Below are 16,592 nucleotides of genomic sequence, written 5' to 3'. Positions count from 1 at the left end.
ATTCGGGCGAAGTACCAGGTAGGGCGGCCCGATCGAGAGTGAACGGACCGCCCTGATGTTGACGAACGTGTGTGCGTGGAGCTGGCTCCCTACTTCACCGCGCCCGCCATCACCCCGGAGACGAACTGGCGCTGGAAGGCGAAGAAGACGGCCAGCGGGATGACCATCGACACGAAGGCGCCCGGGGCCAGCACGTCGATGTTGTTGCCGAACTGCCGCACCTGCTGCTGCAGGGCGACGGTGATCGGCGGGGAATCGGCGTCCGCGAAGATCAGCGCCACCAGCATGTCGTTCCACACCCAGAGGAACTGGAAGATCCCCAGGGAGGCGATCGCGGGACCGCCGAGCGGCATCACGACCCGGGTGAACAGCCGGATCTCGCCGGCGCCGTCGAGCCGCGCCGCCTCCAGCAGCTCACGGGGGATCTCCGCGAAGAAGTTCCGCAGCAGGAAGATGGCGAACGGCAGCCCGAACGCCGTGTGGAACATGATCACGCCGAAGGTCGTCTCGAAGATCCCTATGGCGCCGAAGAGTTCGGACACCGGGATGAGGGCGACCTGCACGGGGACGACCAGCAGCCCCACGACCACCAGGAACCACCAGTCGCGTCCGGGGAAGTCCATCCAGGCGAAGGCGTAGCCGGCGAACGATCCGATCACCACGACCAGGACGGTGGACGGCACCGTGATCAGGAGGGTGCTGAGCAGGGACCCGGTGATGGCCGAGTTGTCCAGCAGCCGCTGGTAGTTGTCGAAGGTGAGCTCGGAGGGCGCGGTGAAGACCTTCCACCATCCCGACGCCGCGATGTCCTCGGGGCCGCGCAGCGAGGAGAGCAGCAGCCCGACGGTCGGCATCAGCCAGAACAGTCCGGCCAGGACGAGGAAGACCCGCATCACACCGCCACCGGCCCGGGCGGCGATCCGTGCGCCGAGCGACCGCTCCCGGCCGGCGGGCGCGGCCGCGGGAACGCTTTCGGCCCTTACGGCCTCGGTCGTCGTCATCGGCGGTTCTCCTTCCGGATCCGGCGGACGTTGAAGTACATCACCGGGATCACCAGCAGCAGCAGGAGCACGGCGATCGCGCTGCCGACCCCGAGGTCCGCGTCCGTACCGAACGAGGTGCGGTACAGCTGGAGTGCCAGGACGTTCGCGTCGTCCTGCGAGGAGCCCGGGGCGATGATGAAGACCAGGTCGAAGATCTTCAGCACGTTGATCATCAGCGTGACCAGGACCACGGCCAGCACCGGGGCGAGCATCGGCACGGTGATCCGGCGGAACACCTGCCACTCGTTGGCGCCGTCCACCCTTGCGGCTTCGAGGAGTTCACGGGGCAGGCCCGCCAGGCCCGCGGCGATCAGCACCATCGCGAAGCCGGCCCACATCCAGACGTAGCTCCCGATGATCCCCGGTGTCACCAGGGAGGGCCCGAGCCAGTCGACGCCGTTGTAGGGCTCCCGGAAGTTGTCCGCGGGAAGCCGCAGGACGGCTCCGTCCGCCGAGGCCGGCAGGGTGAACACCCCGTCCGCGCCCGCCTTCGCGGAGGCGACGACCTTGCCGTCCTTGACCGCCTGGACGGTGAGGCCCTTGAGCCCGAGCTCCTTCGGGTCGACGACGTTCGGCTTCCCGCCGCCTCCCTTGGTGAAGTCGAGCCAGGCCGTACCCGTGATCCCGTCGCCGGAAGCGGTGGCCGCCTTCGCGGGCTCAGCGTCGCCGGGCATCTTCGCCGGGGCCACGCCCACCAGCGGCAGGCTCACGGGCGTCCCGGCCCGCACCGTCTCCTTCGTCACGAAGGATCCGCCACCGCCCGCCTTCAGCGGGTGGACGGGCAGTGGGTGGGCCTTCGGGAAGCCCGAGGACTCGGCGAAGGTGTCGTGCACCCCCACCACCACCGCGTTGGCGACCCCGCGCTCGGGCGCCTGCTCGTAGACCAGCCGGAAGATGATGCCGGCGGCCAGCATCGAGATCGCCATCGGCATGAAGACGACCAGCTTGAACGCCGTACCCCAGCGGATCCGCTCGGTGAGCACCGCGAAGATCAGCCCCAGCACGGTCGCGACGGTGGGTGCGAAGACCACCCAGATCGCGTTGTTCCTCACCGCCGTCCGGATGGTGTCGTCGGTGAACAGCTCCCGGTAGTTGTCCAGTCCGGCGAAGGAGGTGCCCGACTGGTCGAGGAACGACCGGTAGACGGAGTACGCGATCGGATAGACGACCAGTGCGCCGAGCAGGACCAGGGACGGCAGCAGGAACGCCGCCGCGACGGTTCTCCGGGTGCCGGTCACGCCGCGGCGCGGGCCGCCGGCGTCCGGGCCGGGACGCTTGTCGGCGGGAGGCGCGCTGCCCGCGCCCCCCGCGGTCGCTGTGGTCATCCCGTCAGCTCGTGTACGCCTTGGCGGCGGCGGACTCCAGCGCCGCCTGGGTCCCCGCGACGTCCTTCGGGTTCTTCAGGAAGTCCTGCAGGATCTTCCACTCACCCTTGCCGGGCGTCCCGCCGAACGACTGCGGGGCCTGGTCGGACATGTCGAAGCGGACGTCGTCGCCGGCCGCGATCAGCGCCTCGGCGATCTTGCGCTGCACGTCGTTCGGGTACGCCGCGGAGTCCAGGGACTTGTTCGGGGAGATGAAGCCGCCGGCCTCGGCCCAGATCCTCGCCGCGTCGGTCGAGGCGAGCCAGGTCAGCAGCGCCTGGGCGCCCTTGCCGTCCTTGAGCGCCACGGCCGCGTCGCCGCCCGTGACCACGGGGGACTCCGCTCCGACCGCGGGGAACGGGAACACCTTGGCGTCCGTCCCGATCTTCGCCTCGGTCTGCGCGATGTTGACGGAGACGAAGTCCCCCTCGAAGACCATCGCGCCCTTGGGCTGGTCGCCGCCGGTGAACGTCTGGGTGACGGAGGCGGGGAACTCGGTCTGCAGCGCCCCGTCGGCCCCGCCGGAGATCAGCTCCGGCTTGCCGAAGAGCTCCGCGAGGGTGGTCAGGGCGTCCTTGACCGAGGGGTCGGTCCACTTGATCTCGTGCTTCGCGAGCTGGTCGTACTTCTCCGGGCCCGCCTGCGAGAGGTAGACGTTCTCGAACCAGTCGGTGAGCGTCCAGCCGTCCGCGCCGCCCACCGAGACCGGGGTGATGCCGGAGGCGGACACGGTCTCGGCCGCGGACAGGAAGTCCTTCCAGCTCTTCGGCTCGCTCGCGCCCGCGTTCTCGAAGGCCTTGGCGTTGTACCAGACCAGGGACTTGTTCGCAGCCTTGAAGTACACGCCGTACTGGGTGCCGTCGACCGAGCCGAGGTCCTGCCAGACCTGCGCGTAGTTCTTGCCGAGCTGAGCTTTCGCCTCGTCGCCGACCGGCTTGGCCCACTTCTTGGCCACGGCCTGCTGGATGGCTCCCACCTGCGGGATCATCGCGACGTCCGGCGGCTGCCCGCCGGCGATCTTCGTGCCGAGGAAGTTGACGATCGGGTCCTGCGCCGGGACGAAGGTGACCGTGGCTCCGGTTCGCTTCTCGAACTCGTCCAGGACCTTGGTGAAGTTGGCCTGCTCGGGTCCGGTCCAGACCGCGGCCACCGATATCTTCTCGCCGTCCAGCTTCGGCAGGGAGACGCTCGACGGGCGGTCGTCCTTCGTGCCCGGATCCGTGCTCGGCTCGTCCTCGCCGTCGCCGCTGCATCCCGCGAGGGCCAGTGCCCCGATCGCGGTGAACACCACTGCGGCCCTACGCATGCGAAGGGTTCTGCGCATTCCCTGCCCCGTCTCTCCGGCGCGCGCATGTGCGCGGACCGGCACCCACGGTCGGACCCTGCGGTGCCGCTCACGTCTCACATCGCGCGGTTCACGTCGTCCGTGCGCACAGTCCTATGCCCGGCGTTCCGGGGCCGCAATACCGGCGTCGCCGTCAACGGCGCTATCGTGATCGGCTCGTGACGTCACGTCAGGTATCGCGGCCCCGGGCCGGGGCCTGTCCGGAGGCAGGGGGTCCGGTCAGCCCTGGTGCCGGTTGAACCTCGCGGTCGCCCAGACGTATCCGAGGACCGTGAGGCCCAGGCACCAGGCGACGGCCAGCCAGCCGTTGTGACCGATCCCGGTGCCCAGGAGCAGGCCCCGGAGGGTCTCGATGGCCGGGGTGAACGGCTGGTACTCGGCGATCGGCCGGAACCAGCCGGGCATCGATTCGACCGGGGTGAACGCGCTCGACAGCAGGGGCAGGAGGATGAGCGGCATGGCGTTGTTGCCGGCCGCCTCCGCGTTCGGGCTGACGAGGCCCATGCCGACGGCGATCCAGGTGAGGGCAAGCGCGAACAGCGCGAGGAGGCCGAGCGCCGCCAGCCATTCCAGGGCCGTGGCACCGGAGGAGCGGAAGCCGATGGCCACGCCCACCGCGCCCACCAGGACGACACTCGCCACCGACTGGAGGACGCTGCCGACGACGTGCCCGACGAGTACCGAGGGGCGGTGGATCGCCATCGTCCGGAAGCGGGCGATGATGCCCTCGGACATGTCGGTGGACACCGACACCGCCGTCCCGATCACCGTGCTGCCGATGGTCATCAGCAGCAGCCCAGGCACCACGTAGGCGATGTACGCGGAGCGGTCCGGCCTGCCCCCGATGCCCGCGCTCATCACGTCGCCGAACACGAAGACGAACAGCAGGAGCAGCATGACCGGGGTGAGCAGCAGGTTGAGTGTCATGGAGGGGTAGCGGCGGGCGTGCAGGAGGTTGCGCCGCAGCATGGTCGAGGAGTCGCGTACGGCGAGGGTCAGGGTGCTGCTCATCGGGAGGTCTCCTTGTGCCGGTGCGGCGGCTGGGCGGTGTGTGCGGGGGAGGGGCGGGAGCCGGCCCGGAGCACGGCATCCGGGCCGGCGGGGGCAACCGCGCCGGCGCGGGCGTCCGTGCCGGAGGCGGAGCCCGCCTCGGTGGCGGTGAGCGCGAGGAAGACGTCGTCGAGATCGGGTGTGTGGACGGTGAGTTCGTCCGCCTCGATCTCCTCCGCGTCCAGCCGGTCCAGGATGGCGCGCAGTTCGCGCTGGCTCCCTCCGCTCGGGATCTGGAGGGTCAGCGCCTCGTCGTCGGCTCCGGCCTCACGAAGTGCGGCGGCGGCCGAGCGGTAGGCGCCGGGGTCGGTGAAGCGGAGGCGGACGTGCCCGCCCGGCACCAGGCGCTTCAGTTCACCGGCGCTCCCCTCGGCGGCGATTCTCCCGCCGTGGAGGACGGCGATGTGGTCGGCGAGTTCGTCGGCCTCCTCCAGGTACTGGGTGGTGAGGAAGACGGTGACGCCGCCGGTGACGAGTTCTCGGATGATCTGCCACATGGTGTGGCGCGAGCGGGGGTCCAGGCCGGTGGTGGGCTCGTCGAGGAAGATCACGCGCGGGCCGCCGACGAGGGTCATGGCGATGTCCAGGCGGCGCTTCATGCCGCCGGAGTAGCTCGCCGCGGGCTTCTTCGCCGCCTCCACGAGATCGAACCGGGTCAGCAGTTCGTCCGTGACCCGTCTCCCCTCCTGCCTCGGCTGATGGTGCAGGTCCGCCATGAGCAGCATGTTCTCCTCGCCGGTGATCAGCCCGTCGACCGCGGAGAACTGACCCGTGACGCCGATGAGCGCGCGCACCGACTGCGGGTCGGAGGCCAGGTCGTGTCCGGCGACCCGCAGGTCCCCGGCGTCGGCGGTGACCAGGGTGGAGAGGATCTTCACGGCGGTGGTCTTGCCCGCGCCGTTCGGTCCGAGCAGCGCGAACACCGAACCGGCGGGGATGTCCAGGTCGATGCCGTCCAGCACGACCTTGTCGCCGTAGGACTTGCGCAGGCCGACGGCCGACACGGCGGCGGGTGATGGCACACCGTCCTGCCGTGTGGTCGTGGGCATGACAGGGAGATGCATGGGTGGGTCCTCTCGTGGGAGATGGAAGTGGATGGAAGTTGCCGGGGGATGTGACGTGGTGGGAGCGCGGCACCCGGCGGCCCGCACCTGTCCTTGCGCTTCGTGGCACCCACCTCGGGGCGACGGCCGCCGCCCGTGCGCGGCGCACGGGGCGAGGAGGCGGGCGGGGCACGCCACCGCGGGGCGACGCCCGGTCGGGGGGCGGACGGGTACGCCCGCCGTCCCTCAGGCGCCGGAAGGGGGAACCCATTCGACGAGCTGGATCACCACACCGTTGGGATCGGTGAGCCGCAACACCTGCTCGCCCCAGGGCTCCTGGCGCAAGGGGGTGGTGATCAGGGCGCCTTCCCTCCGCAGCCGTTCGTGCTCGGCGGCGAGGCCGGTGACCGTGAAGGACACCGCTCCCTCGGCGCGGGCTGCGGGCGGCCGCCCTTCCGTGCACGGCCCGGGAGGATCCCCGTCCTCCGGTGTGCGTCGCAGGACCACGAGGTCGGTGGCCGCGTCGTCGCGCGACAGGTGGATGACGCCCTCGGCCACCAGGACCTCCCGGAAGCCCAGATGGGTGGTGAAGAACCGGCTGGACGCACCGGGATCGCCGACGGCCAGCAGCACCGCCGACCCGATGATGTTCATGTCTCGGACTCCTCTCGCTCGTCCGGCTTGCCGCCACCACAAGCATCGGCACTGTGAATGCCCAGATCAACGACGTATCGTGCAGGCACGGTTAACCCAGAGGTTCACGGATCGGCGGGGGCACGGGTGGAGCTGCGGGAGATAGAGATCTTCCTCGCGCTGGCGGAGGAACTGCATTTCGGCCGCACGGCGGAGCGTCTGCACGTCACTCCGGCGCGCGTCAGCCAGGCCATCAAGAAGCAGGAGCGCGCCATCGGCGCGGAGCTGTTCAGGCGCACCAGCCGGAGCGTCCAGCTCACCCCGATCGGGGCGGAGTTGAGGGACGGTCTCGCCGCGGGCCTCCGGCAGATCCAGGACGCGCTCGCCGCGGCGGCCGAGGCCGGCAAGGCCCTCACGGGCGAGCTCCGGATCGGCTACTCCTCGGCCTGGTGCGGCAGTCTGGTCCTGGCGGCCGCCGACACCTTCCGCTCCCGGCACCCCCAGTGCCTGATCGAACTCGTCGACCTGCAACTCGCCGACCCGGTGAAGCGGTTGAGGCAGGGGCTGCTCGATCTCACTCTTCTGGAGATGCCGATCGACGAACCCGACCTGGTCAGCGGGCCCGTGGTCTTCGTCGAGCCCCGGGCCCTGGTCGTTCCCGTGGCCCATCCGTTGGCCCGGCGGGAGAGCGTCTCGCTCGAGGACCTCGCGGACGCCCCGATGATCGCCGTCACCGATCAGCCCTCGTACTTCATCGACCTGCACTATCCCCGCCGCACCCCCCGTGGGCGGCTGATCCCGCGCGGTCCCTCGGCGATCGCCTGGCAGGAGGTGCTGGCCCTGGTGGCCGCGGGCAAGGGGGTGTCCCCCACCTGCCTGCGCGCCGCGAACTACTACTCGCGCCCGGACATCGCCTTCGTCCCGTTCAGCGACGCCCCGCCGGTGGAGTACGGCTTCCTCCGGTCGGCCACGGGCAACACCGCGAAGGTGCGCGCGTTCGTCGAGACGGTCCTCGAGACCGCACGGACCGGGGAGGCGTCCGAAGCCGCACCTCCCGGTACCTCCGCGTAGGACGACGCGGGGCCCCCGGCCGCGGCCCGCCTCAGGGAATCAGCGGCGGGAGCGGCTCCGCGTTGACCGAGCGGGCCGCCCGGTCCAGGGCGCTTGCCAGCAGCGCCAGGTCCGTCGGCCCGTTGCCCAGCTCGCGCACCGGACGGCGGGCCGGCGGGTCGCCCATCCGCTCCCACTCCAGCGGTACGACGGTGGGGCGCAGGGTCGCCGTGCGCGGGATGCGGCCCGTGACCCTGCCGCCCTGGAACGGTGTCACCCGGCCGTCCGGGTGCCCCAGCCGGCCGCGGCCGGGTGACGGCTCGTCCGGCGACGGGGGGACGACGGGCGGGTCGAGCACGATCCGCAGCCGCGCCCCCCGGGCCAGCTCGGTGTCCTCGGTGCGGTCCGGGCGGGCTGAGGAGGCCACCAGATGGACCCCGAGGCGCCCGCCCTCCCTGGCCACGGCCTCCAGCACCCTGACGACCGAACCGGCCGAGGGCCGGCCGGGACTGCCGAGCGCGGGGGCGACCAGGGCGTCGAAGTCGTCGGCCAGGACGACGAGCCTGGGAAGAGGGGAGGGGCCCGGGTCCGCCTGGCGGGCGGAGGCCGGCCGCAGCCGCAGAGTGCCGCTCGGGGGCGACTCGATGTCGCCGCGCTGCTCGGAGGTGCCCGCCTGGCGCCGGCCGGTGAGCACCAGCGACTCCTCGTACCGGGCGTGCCATTCGGCGAAGCCTGCCGTGCCGAGCAGCTCCGCGCGGCGTTTGAGTTCGGCGCCCAGCGCCTGGGCGAACTCCCGCATCCGTACGGGGTCGGAGGCCACCAGATGGGAGAAGACGTGCGGCAGCTCGGTGCAGGGGCGCAGTCCGTCGCCCCGCTCCCCGCGCTCACCGCCCGCCCCGTCCACGAGGAGGATGCCGAGCCGGTCGGGGCGTGCGGCGGAGGCCAGCGAGGCGGCGACGGCGCGCAGCAGCTCCGTGCGTCCGCTGCCCGCGGGGCCCTCCACCAGGAGGTGCGGGCCCTCGTCGGCCAGGTCGACGGAGAGCGGGCCGTGCGGGCCCGCACCCAGCACGACCACGGGCCGGCCGGCGTACGCGGAGGACGGCCCGCCCGCCCCGGAGCCCGGCTCGGCCGGGCTGTCCCGCCGCTGGGCGCCGATCCGGGGCGTGGCGCCGGGGCCGGCCGCGGGGGCGTAGCCGGAGCGGCCCGAGCCGGTGCTGGTGGGTCCGCTGCTCGGGGAGGGGGTGTGACCGGCGTCCGGGGAGTCGCGCGGCGCGCCGATGCGGGGCCCGGTGCTCAGGGTCCGGCCGGATCCCGCGGTGTCCAGGTCGGCGGTGTCGGGCGCGGGCGCGCGTACCGTCGCGCCCGGCTGTTCCTCCGCCGTGGACGCCCAGCGGGCCATCAGGGAGGCGGGAGTGGCCCTGGCGAGGCCCAGCTCGTCCAGCAGCCGGGCCGACGGCGGCAGGGCGGCCGTCACGGGCCGGCCCGGCAACGCCGCGGCCCCCTCGTCGCGAAGGGGGGCGAGGGCGCGGCCGAACCGCTCGGCCCATGCCGCCGACACGGCGTCCACCGAGGCGACCGTGCCGTGGCCGGCCGTCCGGCCGCCCGCGGTCCGCAGCAGTCGCAGGGCGGTCGCCACGTCACCGCTGAGCATGGCGACCGCGCCGCACTCGCGGAAGGCGATCGAGGCCCGGCACGCCGCGTCGTAGGTCGCGGCGACGGGCGAGGTGGGGGAGGCTGCGGGTGTCTCGGCCAGGCAGAGCAGATGGATCCCCGCGGCGGCTCCGGCTCCCGCCAGCCCGGCCGTGGTCTCCCTGAGTGCGGCGGAGCCGGGATCGCCGTCGACGATCACCACCGTCACGGGGCCCTCGTGGGCGCGGGCGGCCTCGGCCACCGAGGACCGGTCGGCACTGGCCCACCCCGGGCCCAGCGGTCCTTCGTCCATGCGGCGCACCAGCTCGGCGGCGCGGGCGGCGGCCTGTTCACGGTCGTAGGCCAGGAGCAGGCGGCAGTCCTGGCCGTGCAGCGGGCGCAGATGGGGCAGCCAGCCGAGCCAGGACCACTCGCGCCGGCGTTCCTCGGCGCTGCGTGCCCGGTCCGTGCTGATCAGCACGATCTCCAGTGCGAAGGGTGAGTGCAGTGCGGCGAGCTGCGCGACCGTCGAGCGGGCGAGCCCGGACAGCCGGTCCCGGGGGCCGGCGAGACCGAGTGACCCGGCCTCCCGCAGGCCCACGGTCACGGGCACCGCGGGCAGGCCGGCCCGCTCCGTCGTCCCGAGCCGGACGACCAGGGCCTCCGGGTGCGAGGCGTCGCGCTCCCACAGGCGGGGGCCGGGGCCGAGCGCGGTCAGCAGTACCGTCGCCGGGTCCGGCCAGGTCCCGTCAGGGGCGGAAGAGGTGTGCAGAGGCGCGGACGGGGCGTGCGCGGCGGACGCGTGCGCCGGTACCGGGTCGGTGGCGGACGCGGACTGCTGTTCGCCTCTGGCGCCGGTCAGCCTCCTCGCCCAGGCTCCTATGCCGCCGCGTCTGGGGGACTCGCCGGGGAGGTGGGCGTGGCCCCGCCCCTGGGCGCCGCGCGAGCCGGTCCCGTCCCGGAGCTGGTCGTGGCTCAGGCCGTCGTAGACCCCCGGGGCGACGGGTGCGGGCTGGTGCTCGTGGTCACCGGAGGGGGTGCCCGTCCGCTCCGCGCGTGCGACCCGCAGATGGCCCTCGCCGTCCGGTGCCGTCGCCAGCGGAGGTGTGCGCGTGCCGGGTGTGAGCCGGAGCGTGGACTCGCCGAGCCGCAGCAGGGCGCCGGGCCTGAGCCTGACCGGCCGGTCGTGGACGTCCTCGCCGTCCAGCGAGGTGCCGTTGGTCGAGCCCAGGTCGGCGACGGACACCCGGCCGTCGTCGGAGACCGTCACCGTGCAGTGCAGCCGGGACACGTCCGGGTCGTCGAGGGGGACGTCCGCCTCGGCGGACCGGCCGATCCGGATCTGCCCGCCGTGCAGCAGGTGGACCCCTCCGGCGTCGGGGCCCGCGATGACGTGCAGCCGCGCGGGGACGGCGTCGTCCGCCGCCTCGTCCTCGCCCGGCACCTGCAGGGAGAGCACCGCGCCGTCCACCAGGGGAGGCTCGCCGAGGGCGCAGCGCTGCGGGTCGAGCCGCTCGCGCCCCGCGTACAGCACGGTGGCGCCGCCGCCGAGTGAGCCCTCGGCACCCGAGACGGCCGCGGCGAGCCCCGAGGCCACGGCCGCGAGGGCCGTCCCCGCGGGGGCGGTCACGAGCACGTCGCAGGCGCGCGCCGGGGTCTGGCCGCTGCGCGGCGCGAGGACGGTCAGCCGGATCTGCATCGCCGTCAGCGGTCCCTTCTGCGCGGGGTGCCCGGCAGGGGAGATGCCCTGTGATTCCCCCCACCCGGCACGGACGCGTCGTCCGGTACAGGTCATCACGGAGCGTGAGGCTCCCGACCCCACGGTTCCGTGCTCCAGGCATCCTCGCACCTGCCACCGACAACACGCCCGGCGGTGGCCGCCAAGTGATCTTGATTGGCCGAGTGTGCGTGCATAAGTGCCTGCTTGGTCCTGCCGCGAGAGTGCTGCACACTCGTTCGGCAACCAACTCGTCCGTGGTGACGTCTTCCGTCGAACACGGGGCACACGGGCGTGGAGCGACCCGGCCGGTGCCCCGTACGGCGGCACTAGAGTGGGCCGGAACATCCGGGCGGGCCCGGGGGACCGCAAGCACAACGATCAGCAGGGAGCGCGTGACGTGCGGCCAGTCGGCAGCAAGTACCTGCTCGAGGAGCCGCTCGGACGCGGCGCCACGGGCACCGTCTGGCGAGCCCGCCAGCGGGAGACCGCGGGCGCCGAGGCGGCCGTCGCCGGGCAGCCCGGTGAGACCGTCGCGATCAAGGTGCTCAAGGAGGAGCTCGCCAACGACGCGGATGTCGTGATGCGGTTCCTGCGCGAGCGCTCCGTGCTGCTGCGGCTCACCCACGCGAACATCGTCCGCACCCGCGACCTGGTCGTCGAGGGCGACCTCCTCGCGCTGGTGATGGACCTGATCGACGGCCCCGACCTGCACCGGTACCTCCGTGAGAACGGTCCGCTCAGCCCGGTCGCGGCCTCGCTGCTCACCGCGCAGATCGCCGACGCGCTGGCCGCGAGCCACGCGGACGGTGTCGTCCACCGCGACCTCAAGCCCGCCAACGTGCTCCTGGACGAGCGCAACGGCGAGATGCGCCCGATGCTCACCGACTTCGGCATCGCGCGGCTGGCGGACTCCCCGGGGCTGACCCGGACCCACGAGTTCGTCGGCACGCCGGCCTACGTGGCGCCCGAATCGGCCGAGGGCCGGCCGCAGACCTCCGCCGTGGACATCTACGGCGCGGGCATCCTGCTGTACGAGCTCGTCACGGGCCGCCCGCCGTTCTCCGGGGGCTCGGCGCTGGAGGTCCTGCACCGGCACCTCAGCGAGGAGCCGGTGCGCCCCGGCAACGTCCCCGAACCGCTCTGGACGGTCATCGAGCGCTGCCTGCGCAAGGACCCCGACCAGCGTCCCAGCGCGGTGAACCTCGCCCGCGCGCTGCGTACGGTCGGCTCGGGCATCGGCGTGCACGCGAACTCCGCGCAGATCGCCGCGGCCGAGGGCGTGGGCGCCCTGCTCGCGCCCGATCCGGCACCCGCCGCCGTCCCGGACACCCCGGGCGCGGCCGACCCGACGCAGGTGCTGCCGAGCAACGCGGGCTCGTACGACCCGGCCGCCCCGACCAGCGTGATGCGGCAGACCCCCGGCGGCGGCCAGGCCGACCCGACCGCGATGATGCCGCCCGTGCCGTCCGGCCCGCCGCGGCCCGACGAGCCGCACCCCTGGCAGTCCCAGCTGCGGGCGGCCCGAGACCGCAACGAGCAGACACAGGTCCAGTACCTCGACCCCAGCCAGGACCCGCTGCGCCGCCGCCCCCAGCGCCAGCAGCCCCCGCAGCAGCCCCCGAGGCAGCAGCCCCAGCAGCAGCGGGCTCAGCAGTACCCGCAACAGCAGCAGCCCCAGCGCCACCAGCCGCAGCAGCGGCCCCAGCAGGCGCCGCAGCGGCAGCAGTACGCGCCTCCGCAGCAGCCCCCGCCCCAGGCCCCGGCACCGCGCGCGCCCCGGCAGCGCAGCGCCAACCCGATGCGCATCCCGGGCCTCGGGTGCCTCAAGGGCTGCCTCTTCTCGGTGGTGCTGCTGATCGTCGCCGCCTGGCTCATCTGGGAACTGACACCGCTCCAGGACTGGATCGCCCAGGGGCAGAGCTTCTGGGACGCCATAGGGGACGGCATCGACAAGGTCACCGGCTGGTTCGAGGACCTCGGCGGAAGCGGTTCGGGCGGCACGACCGGCCAGTAACCGCACCCACTCTGTTTCTTTGTCGACTTCCGCGGGCCCAATTCGCCCGCGGAAGCGCAGGTTGGCACCGTCCGGGGCGCGGAGCACCCCGTTCGCCGCGTAACTTTGTCGACCGGGGGTCAACGCCAGCCGCTGAGGGAGCAGTCTTGGCACGGAATATCGGCAGCCGGTACACCGCCCACCAGATCCTGGGGCGCGGCAGCGCCGGTACGGTGTGGCTCGGCGAGGGCCCGGAGGGCCCGGTCGCCATCAAGCTGCTCCGCGAGGACCTCGCGTCCGACCAGGAGCTCGTGGGCCGGTTCGTGCAGGAGCGCACCGCGCTGCTCGGACTCGACCATCCGCACGTCGTCGCCGTGCGCGACCTCGTGGTGGACGGCACCGACCTGGCACTCGTCATGGATCTCGTGCGGGGCACCGACCTGCGGACCCGCCTCGACCGGGAACGCCGCCTCGCGCCGGAGGCCGCCGCGGCGATCGTCGCGGACGTCGCGGACGCGCTCGCCGCCGCGCACCGGGCGGGAGTGGTCCACCGCGACGTCAAGCCGGAGAACATCCTGCTCGACATGGAGGGTCCGCTCGGCCCCGGCGGCTCCCACCCCGCGCTGCTCACCGACTTCGGCGTCGCCAAGCTGATCGACACCCCCAGGCGCACCAGGACCACCAAGATCATCGGTACGCCGGACTACCTGGCGCCCGAGATCGTCGAAGGGCTCCCTCCGCGCGCCGCCGTGGACATCTACGCCCTCGCGACCGTCCTCTACGAGCTTCTCGCGGGCTTCACCCCGTTCGGCGGCGGCCACCCCGGCGCGGTGCTGCGCCGCCACGTCACCGAGACGGTCGTCCCGCTCCCCGGCATCCCCGAGGAGCTCTGGCAGCTCCTGGTGCAGTGCCTGGCCAAGGCCCCGGCCTCCCGGCTCCGCGCCTCCGAGCTCGCGGCCCGGCTGCGGGAGCTGCTGCCGCTCCTCGCCGGGATACCCCCGCTCGACGTCGACGAGCCGGACAACGACGGCGAGCCGCAGGGCTACGACGAGCAGCAGTACGGCCAGGCCCCCGAGGAGGAGCCCCGCCGCCGAGGCGCGGTCCCGCTGGTGCCGGGGGCGTCCCCGGACTCCAACCGGGACACCCACACGAGCATGCGCGTACCCGGACCCGACGAGCTCTCCGGCGGCGCCCTCGGCACGGCACGGGCCCCCCGGGCCCCGGGCCGGCCGCGTCCGGGCTCGGCGCGGAACAGGTCGGCGGCCGTCCGCAAACGCCGGATCACGCTGGGTGTGGCCGCGGTCGCGCTGTGCGCGGCCATAGGGGTGGGCGGCTGGTTCGCCATGAGCGGCGACGACCCGGGCCAGGCCCCCGAGGACACCCGGAACTCGGCGCCCACGGCCCCCTGAGGGCGGTGCGGGGCGAGCCGCGTACCGGGGGAGGGACAGGTTCACTCGTCCAGCCGTTACGCTGGACCCGTGGCAGTCGTCGATATTTCCGAAGAGCTGAAGTCCCTCTCCTCGACCATGGGGTCGATCGAGGCCGTCCTGGACCTGGATGCGCTGAGGGCCGACATCGCCGCGCTCGAGGAGCAGGCGGCGGCGCCGTCCCTCTGGGACGACCCGGAGGCGGCGCAGAAGATCACCAGCAAGCTTTCGCACCTCCAGGCCGAGGTCCGCAAGGCCGAGGCCCTGCGGAGCCGAATCGACGATCTCGGAGTCCTCTTCGAGCTCGCCGAGGACGAGGGCGATGCCGACACGCTGGCCGAGGCCGAGGCGGAGCTCGAATCCGTCCGCAAGGCGCTCGACGAGATGGAGGTCCGCACCCTCCTCTCCGGCGAGTACGACGCGCGTGAGGCCCTGGTGACCATCCGGGCCGAGGCCGGCGGCGTCGACGCGGCGGACTTCGCCGAGAAGCTCCAGCGCATGTACCTCCGCTGGGCCGAGCGGCACAACTACAAGACCGAGGTCTACGAGACCGCGTACGCCGAAGAGGCCGGCATCAAGTCGACCACCTTCGCCGTCGAGGTCCCGTACGCCTACGGCACCCTCTCCGTGGAGCAGGGCACGCACCGCCTGGTGCGCATCTCCCCGTTCGACAACCAGGGCCGGCGCCAGACGTCCTTCGCGGGTGTCGAGGTGCTGCCGGTCGTCGAGCAGACCGACCACGTCGAGATCGACGAGTCGGAGCTCCGGGTGGACGTGTACCGCTCCTCGGGTCCCGGTGGCCAGGGCGTCAACACCACCGACTCCGCGGTCCGCCTGACCCACCTGCCGACCGGCATCGTCGTCTCCTGCCAGAACGAGCGCTCGCAGATCCAGAACAAGGCGTCCGCGATGAACGTCCTCCAGGCGAAGCTCCTCGAGCGCCGCCGCCAGGAGGAGCAGGCCAAGATGAACGCGCTCAAGGGCGACGGCGGCAACTCCTGGGGCAACCAGATGCGTTCGTACGTCCTGCACCCGTACCAGATGGTCAAGGACCTGCGTACCGAGTTCGAACTCGGCAACCCCGAGGCGGTCTTCGGCGGAGAGATCGACGGCTTCATCGAGGCGGGTATCCGCTGGCGCAAGCAGAGCGAGAAGTAGTACTCGCGGCAAGCCTCCGAAGGCCCGGACAGGAAATCCTGTCCGGGCCTTCGGCGTCCCACCACGGGGCGGCAGCAGGGGAGTTGGGGGGAATGTGTGGCGAATGCGTCACAGTCGTGATTCCGAATAGCCGTCAAGAACACCCATAGCGACGCGAATACCGCCGGAACATCCTTGACGTGGTCGGTGTCTCTGGACAGGGTGCTAGGGCAGCACACGTATGTCTGGGACAGGTGTGAACGGGGGGCGGGATGACCACGGTGATGCGTGGCCCTGCGAGACGTGCGACCGCGCACGCCCCCGCAGGGCCGAGGACCGCATATGGCTGCTCCATCGACGAGACAGCTACTGGGGGTAGCAACAGATGACGAAGAAGACGCGGATCCGCGTCGCGCGGATAGCCGCAGCCGCGGTTATCGCAGCGGGTGCCTCCCTGACGGCCGCGGGCGCGGCGCAGGCGGTAGGCATCGGGGACCTGTTCGGTGCGGTCAACGAGGCGCCGAACTCGACGAACCCGGCTGGCGAGGACCCGAACAACCCGGGTGACGAGGACCCGAACAACCCGGGCGGGGGGGACCCGAACAACCCGGGCGGCGAAGACCCGAACAACCCGGGCGGGGAAGACCCGGGCGGCGAGGACCCGGGCGGGGAGAACCCGGGCGGCGAGGACCCGGGCGGGGAGAACCCGGGCGGGGAAGACCCGGGTGGCGAGAACCCGGGTGGCGAGAACCCGGGTGGCGAGAACCCGGGTGGCGAGAACCCGGGTGGCGAGAACCCGGGTGGGGAGAACCCGGGTGGCGAGAACCCGGGCGGGGAGAACCCGGGTGGCGAGAACCCGAATCCGCCGACCGATGAGCCCACGCAGAAGCCTCCGGCCGATGGGTCCGATGGCTCTGTCACCGGAGGCTCGGGCGAGGGTGTCGACCCGGTCTACCCCGACGACAACACCGACACGGACAGCGTCGGCAACCAGCCGGTCGAGCAGGGCAAGGGCAAGGACGAGCTCGCCGAGACCGGTGCGGCCGAGACCACGTTCCTGCTGGTCGGCGCCGCCACGATGATCGCCGGCGGCATCGGCTTCCGTATCCTGCCGCGCCTGGCGGGCGGCGGCCGTACGGCGGCCTGACGCCTCTGAGC

Annotated in this window: 12 protein-coding genes; 5 read left to right on the top strand and 7 right to left on the bottom strand. The window is 72.7% G+C overall.

Features of this window, described 5'->3' with window-relative positions; genetic code table 11:
• Window positions 1-89: 89 nt before the first annotated feature.
• From ACFXOA_RS17290 to ACFXOA_RS17265, 6 genes are all read right to left on the bottom strand, one after another.
• Window positions 90-1,001, bottom strand: coding sequence for a carbohydrate ABC transporter permease (locus tag ACFXOA_RS17290; protein WP_385028419.1), 912 nt, complete (start codon window positions 999-1,001; stop codon window positions 90-92).
• Window positions 998-2,368 (bottom strand): carbohydrate ABC transporter permease, encoded by a 1,371-nt coding sequence (locus ACFXOA_RS17285; RefSeq protein WP_385028416.1) that lies wholly within the window; start codon window positions 2,366-2,368, stop codon window positions 998-1,000. Before ACFXOA_RS17285 ends, ACFXOA_RS17290 begins: the two co-directional genes overlap by 4 nt.
• Window positions 2,369-2,372: 4 nt before the next feature.
• Window positions 2,373-3,731, bottom strand: a complete 1,359-nt coding sequence (locus ACFXOA_RS17280) for an ABC transporter substrate-binding protein (RefSeq protein WP_385028413.1) — start codon at window positions 3,729-3,731, stop codon at window positions 2,373-2,375.
• A gap of 240 nt (window positions 3,732-3,971) precedes the next feature.
• Window positions 3,972-4,763, bottom strand: coding sequence for an ABC transporter permease (locus ACFXOA_RS17275; protein ID WP_385028410.1), 792 nt, complete (start codon window positions 4,761-4,763; stop codon window positions 3,972-3,974).
• Window positions 4,760-5,866 carry an ATP-binding cassette domain-containing protein gene (locus tag ACFXOA_RS17270; protein WP_385028407.1) on the bottom strand — a complete coding sequence of 369 codons (1,107 nt, stop codon included), beginning with the start codon at window positions 5,864-5,866 and terminating at the stop codon, window positions 4,760-4,762. The genes ACFXOA_RS17275 and ACFXOA_RS17270 overlap by 4 nt, the downstream gene beginning before the upstream one ends.
• 225 nt (window positions 5,867-6,091) lie before the next feature.
• Window positions 6,092-6,499: a VOC family protein gene (locus ACFXOA_RS17265; RefSeq protein WP_385028404.1), complete on the bottom strand. Its 408-nt coding sequence runs from the start codon at window positions 6,497-6,499 to the stop codon at window positions 6,092-6,094.
• Window positions 6,500-6,625: 126 nt separating this feature from the next.
• Here ACFXOA_RS17265 and ACFXOA_RS17260 point away from each other — a divergent pair, with 126 nt between their 5' ends.
• Window positions 6,626-7,549: a LysR family transcriptional regulator gene (locus ACFXOA_RS17260; RefSeq protein WP_385028401.1), complete on the top strand. Its 924-nt coding sequence runs from the start codon at window positions 6,626-6,628 to the stop codon at window positions 7,547-7,549.
• Window positions 7,550-7,580: 31 nt separating this feature from the next.
• On the opposite strand, the gene ACFXOA_RS17255 is transcribed toward ACFXOA_RS17260, so the two are convergent.
• Window positions 7,581-10,856 (bottom strand): FHA domain-containing protein, encoded by a 3,276-nt coding sequence (locus ACFXOA_RS17255; protein ID WP_385028398.1) that lies wholly within the window; start codon window positions 10,854-10,856, stop codon window positions 7,581-7,583.
• A gap of 418 nt (window positions 10,857-11,274) precedes the next feature.
• Between ACFXOA_RS17255 and ACFXOA_RS17250 the strand changes: the two genes are divergently transcribed.
• From ACFXOA_RS17250 to ACFXOA_RS17235, 4 genes are all read left to right on the top strand, one after another.
• Window positions 11,275-12,891: a serine/threonine-protein kinase gene (locus ACFXOA_RS17250; RefSeq protein WP_385028395.1), complete on the top strand. Its 1,617-nt coding sequence runs from the start codon at window positions 11,275-11,277 to the stop codon at window positions 12,889-12,891.
• Window positions 12,892-13,037: 146 nt separating this feature from the next.
• Complete coding sequence (locus ACFXOA_RS17245; RefSeq protein ID WP_385028392.1) at window positions 13,038-14,279, top strand: protein kinase; 1,242 nt, start codon at window positions 13,038-13,040, stop codon at window positions 14,277-14,279.
• Window positions 14,280-14,348: 69 nt separating this feature from the next.
• On the top strand, window positions 14,349-15,455 hold the full coding sequence (gene prfB, locus ACFXOA_RS17240) for a peptide chain release factor 2 (protein WP_385028389.1): 1,107 nt from the start codon (window positions 14,349-14,351) through the stop codon (window positions 15,453-15,455).
• 364 nt (window positions 15,456-15,819) lie between these two features.
• Complete coding sequence (locus ACFXOA_RS17235) at window positions 15,820-16,581, top strand: hypothetical protein (RefSeq protein ID WP_385028386.1); 762 nt, start codon at window positions 15,820-15,822, stop codon at window positions 16,579-16,581.
• Window positions 16,582-16,592 lie beyond the last annotated feature (11 nt).

The sequence above is a fragment of the Streptomyces sp. NPDC059166 genome, assembly GCF_042755185.1.
In the GTDB taxonomy this organism is placed as follows: Bacteria; Actinomycetota; Actinomycetes; order Streptomycetales; family Streptomycetaceae; genus Streptomyces.
The sequence above is the reverse complement of the archived record's forward strand: the minus strand, read 5'-3'. Positions and strand labels throughout refer to the sequence as shown.

Coding starts and splice junctions, on each gene's coding strand:
- ACFXOA_RS17275 (WP_385028410.1), bottom strand. CDS start 4,763: ATGAGCAGCACCCTGACCCTCGCCGTACGCGACTCCTCGACCATGCTG.
- ACFXOA_RS17290 (WP_385028419.1), bottom strand. CDS start 1,001: ATGACGACGACCGAGGCCGTAAGGGCCGAAAGCGTTCCCGCGGCCGCG.
- ACFXOA_RS17285 (WP_385028416.1), bottom strand. CDS start 2,368: ATGACCACAGCGACCGCGGGGGGCGCGGGCAGCGCGCCTCCCGCCGAC.
- ACFXOA_RS17270 (WP_385028407.1), bottom strand. CDS start 5,866: ATGCATCTCCCTGTCATGCCCACGACCACACGGCAGGACGGTGTGCCA.
- ACFXOA_RS17235 (WP_385028386.1), top strand. CDS start 15,820: ATGACGAAGAAGACGCGGATCCGCGTCGCGCGGATAGCCGCAGCCGCG.
- ACFXOA_RS17265 (WP_385028404.1), bottom strand. CDS start 6,499: ATGAACATCATCGGGTCGGCGGTGCTGCTGGCCGTCGGCGATCCCGGT.
- ACFXOA_RS17255 (WP_385028398.1), bottom strand. CDS start 10,856: ATGCAGATCCGGCTGACCGTCCTCGCGCCGCGCAGCGGCCAGACCCCG.
- ACFXOA_RS17280 (WP_385028413.1), bottom strand. CDS start 3,731: ATGCGCAGAACCCTTCGCATGCGTAGGGCCGCAGTGGTGTTCACCGCG.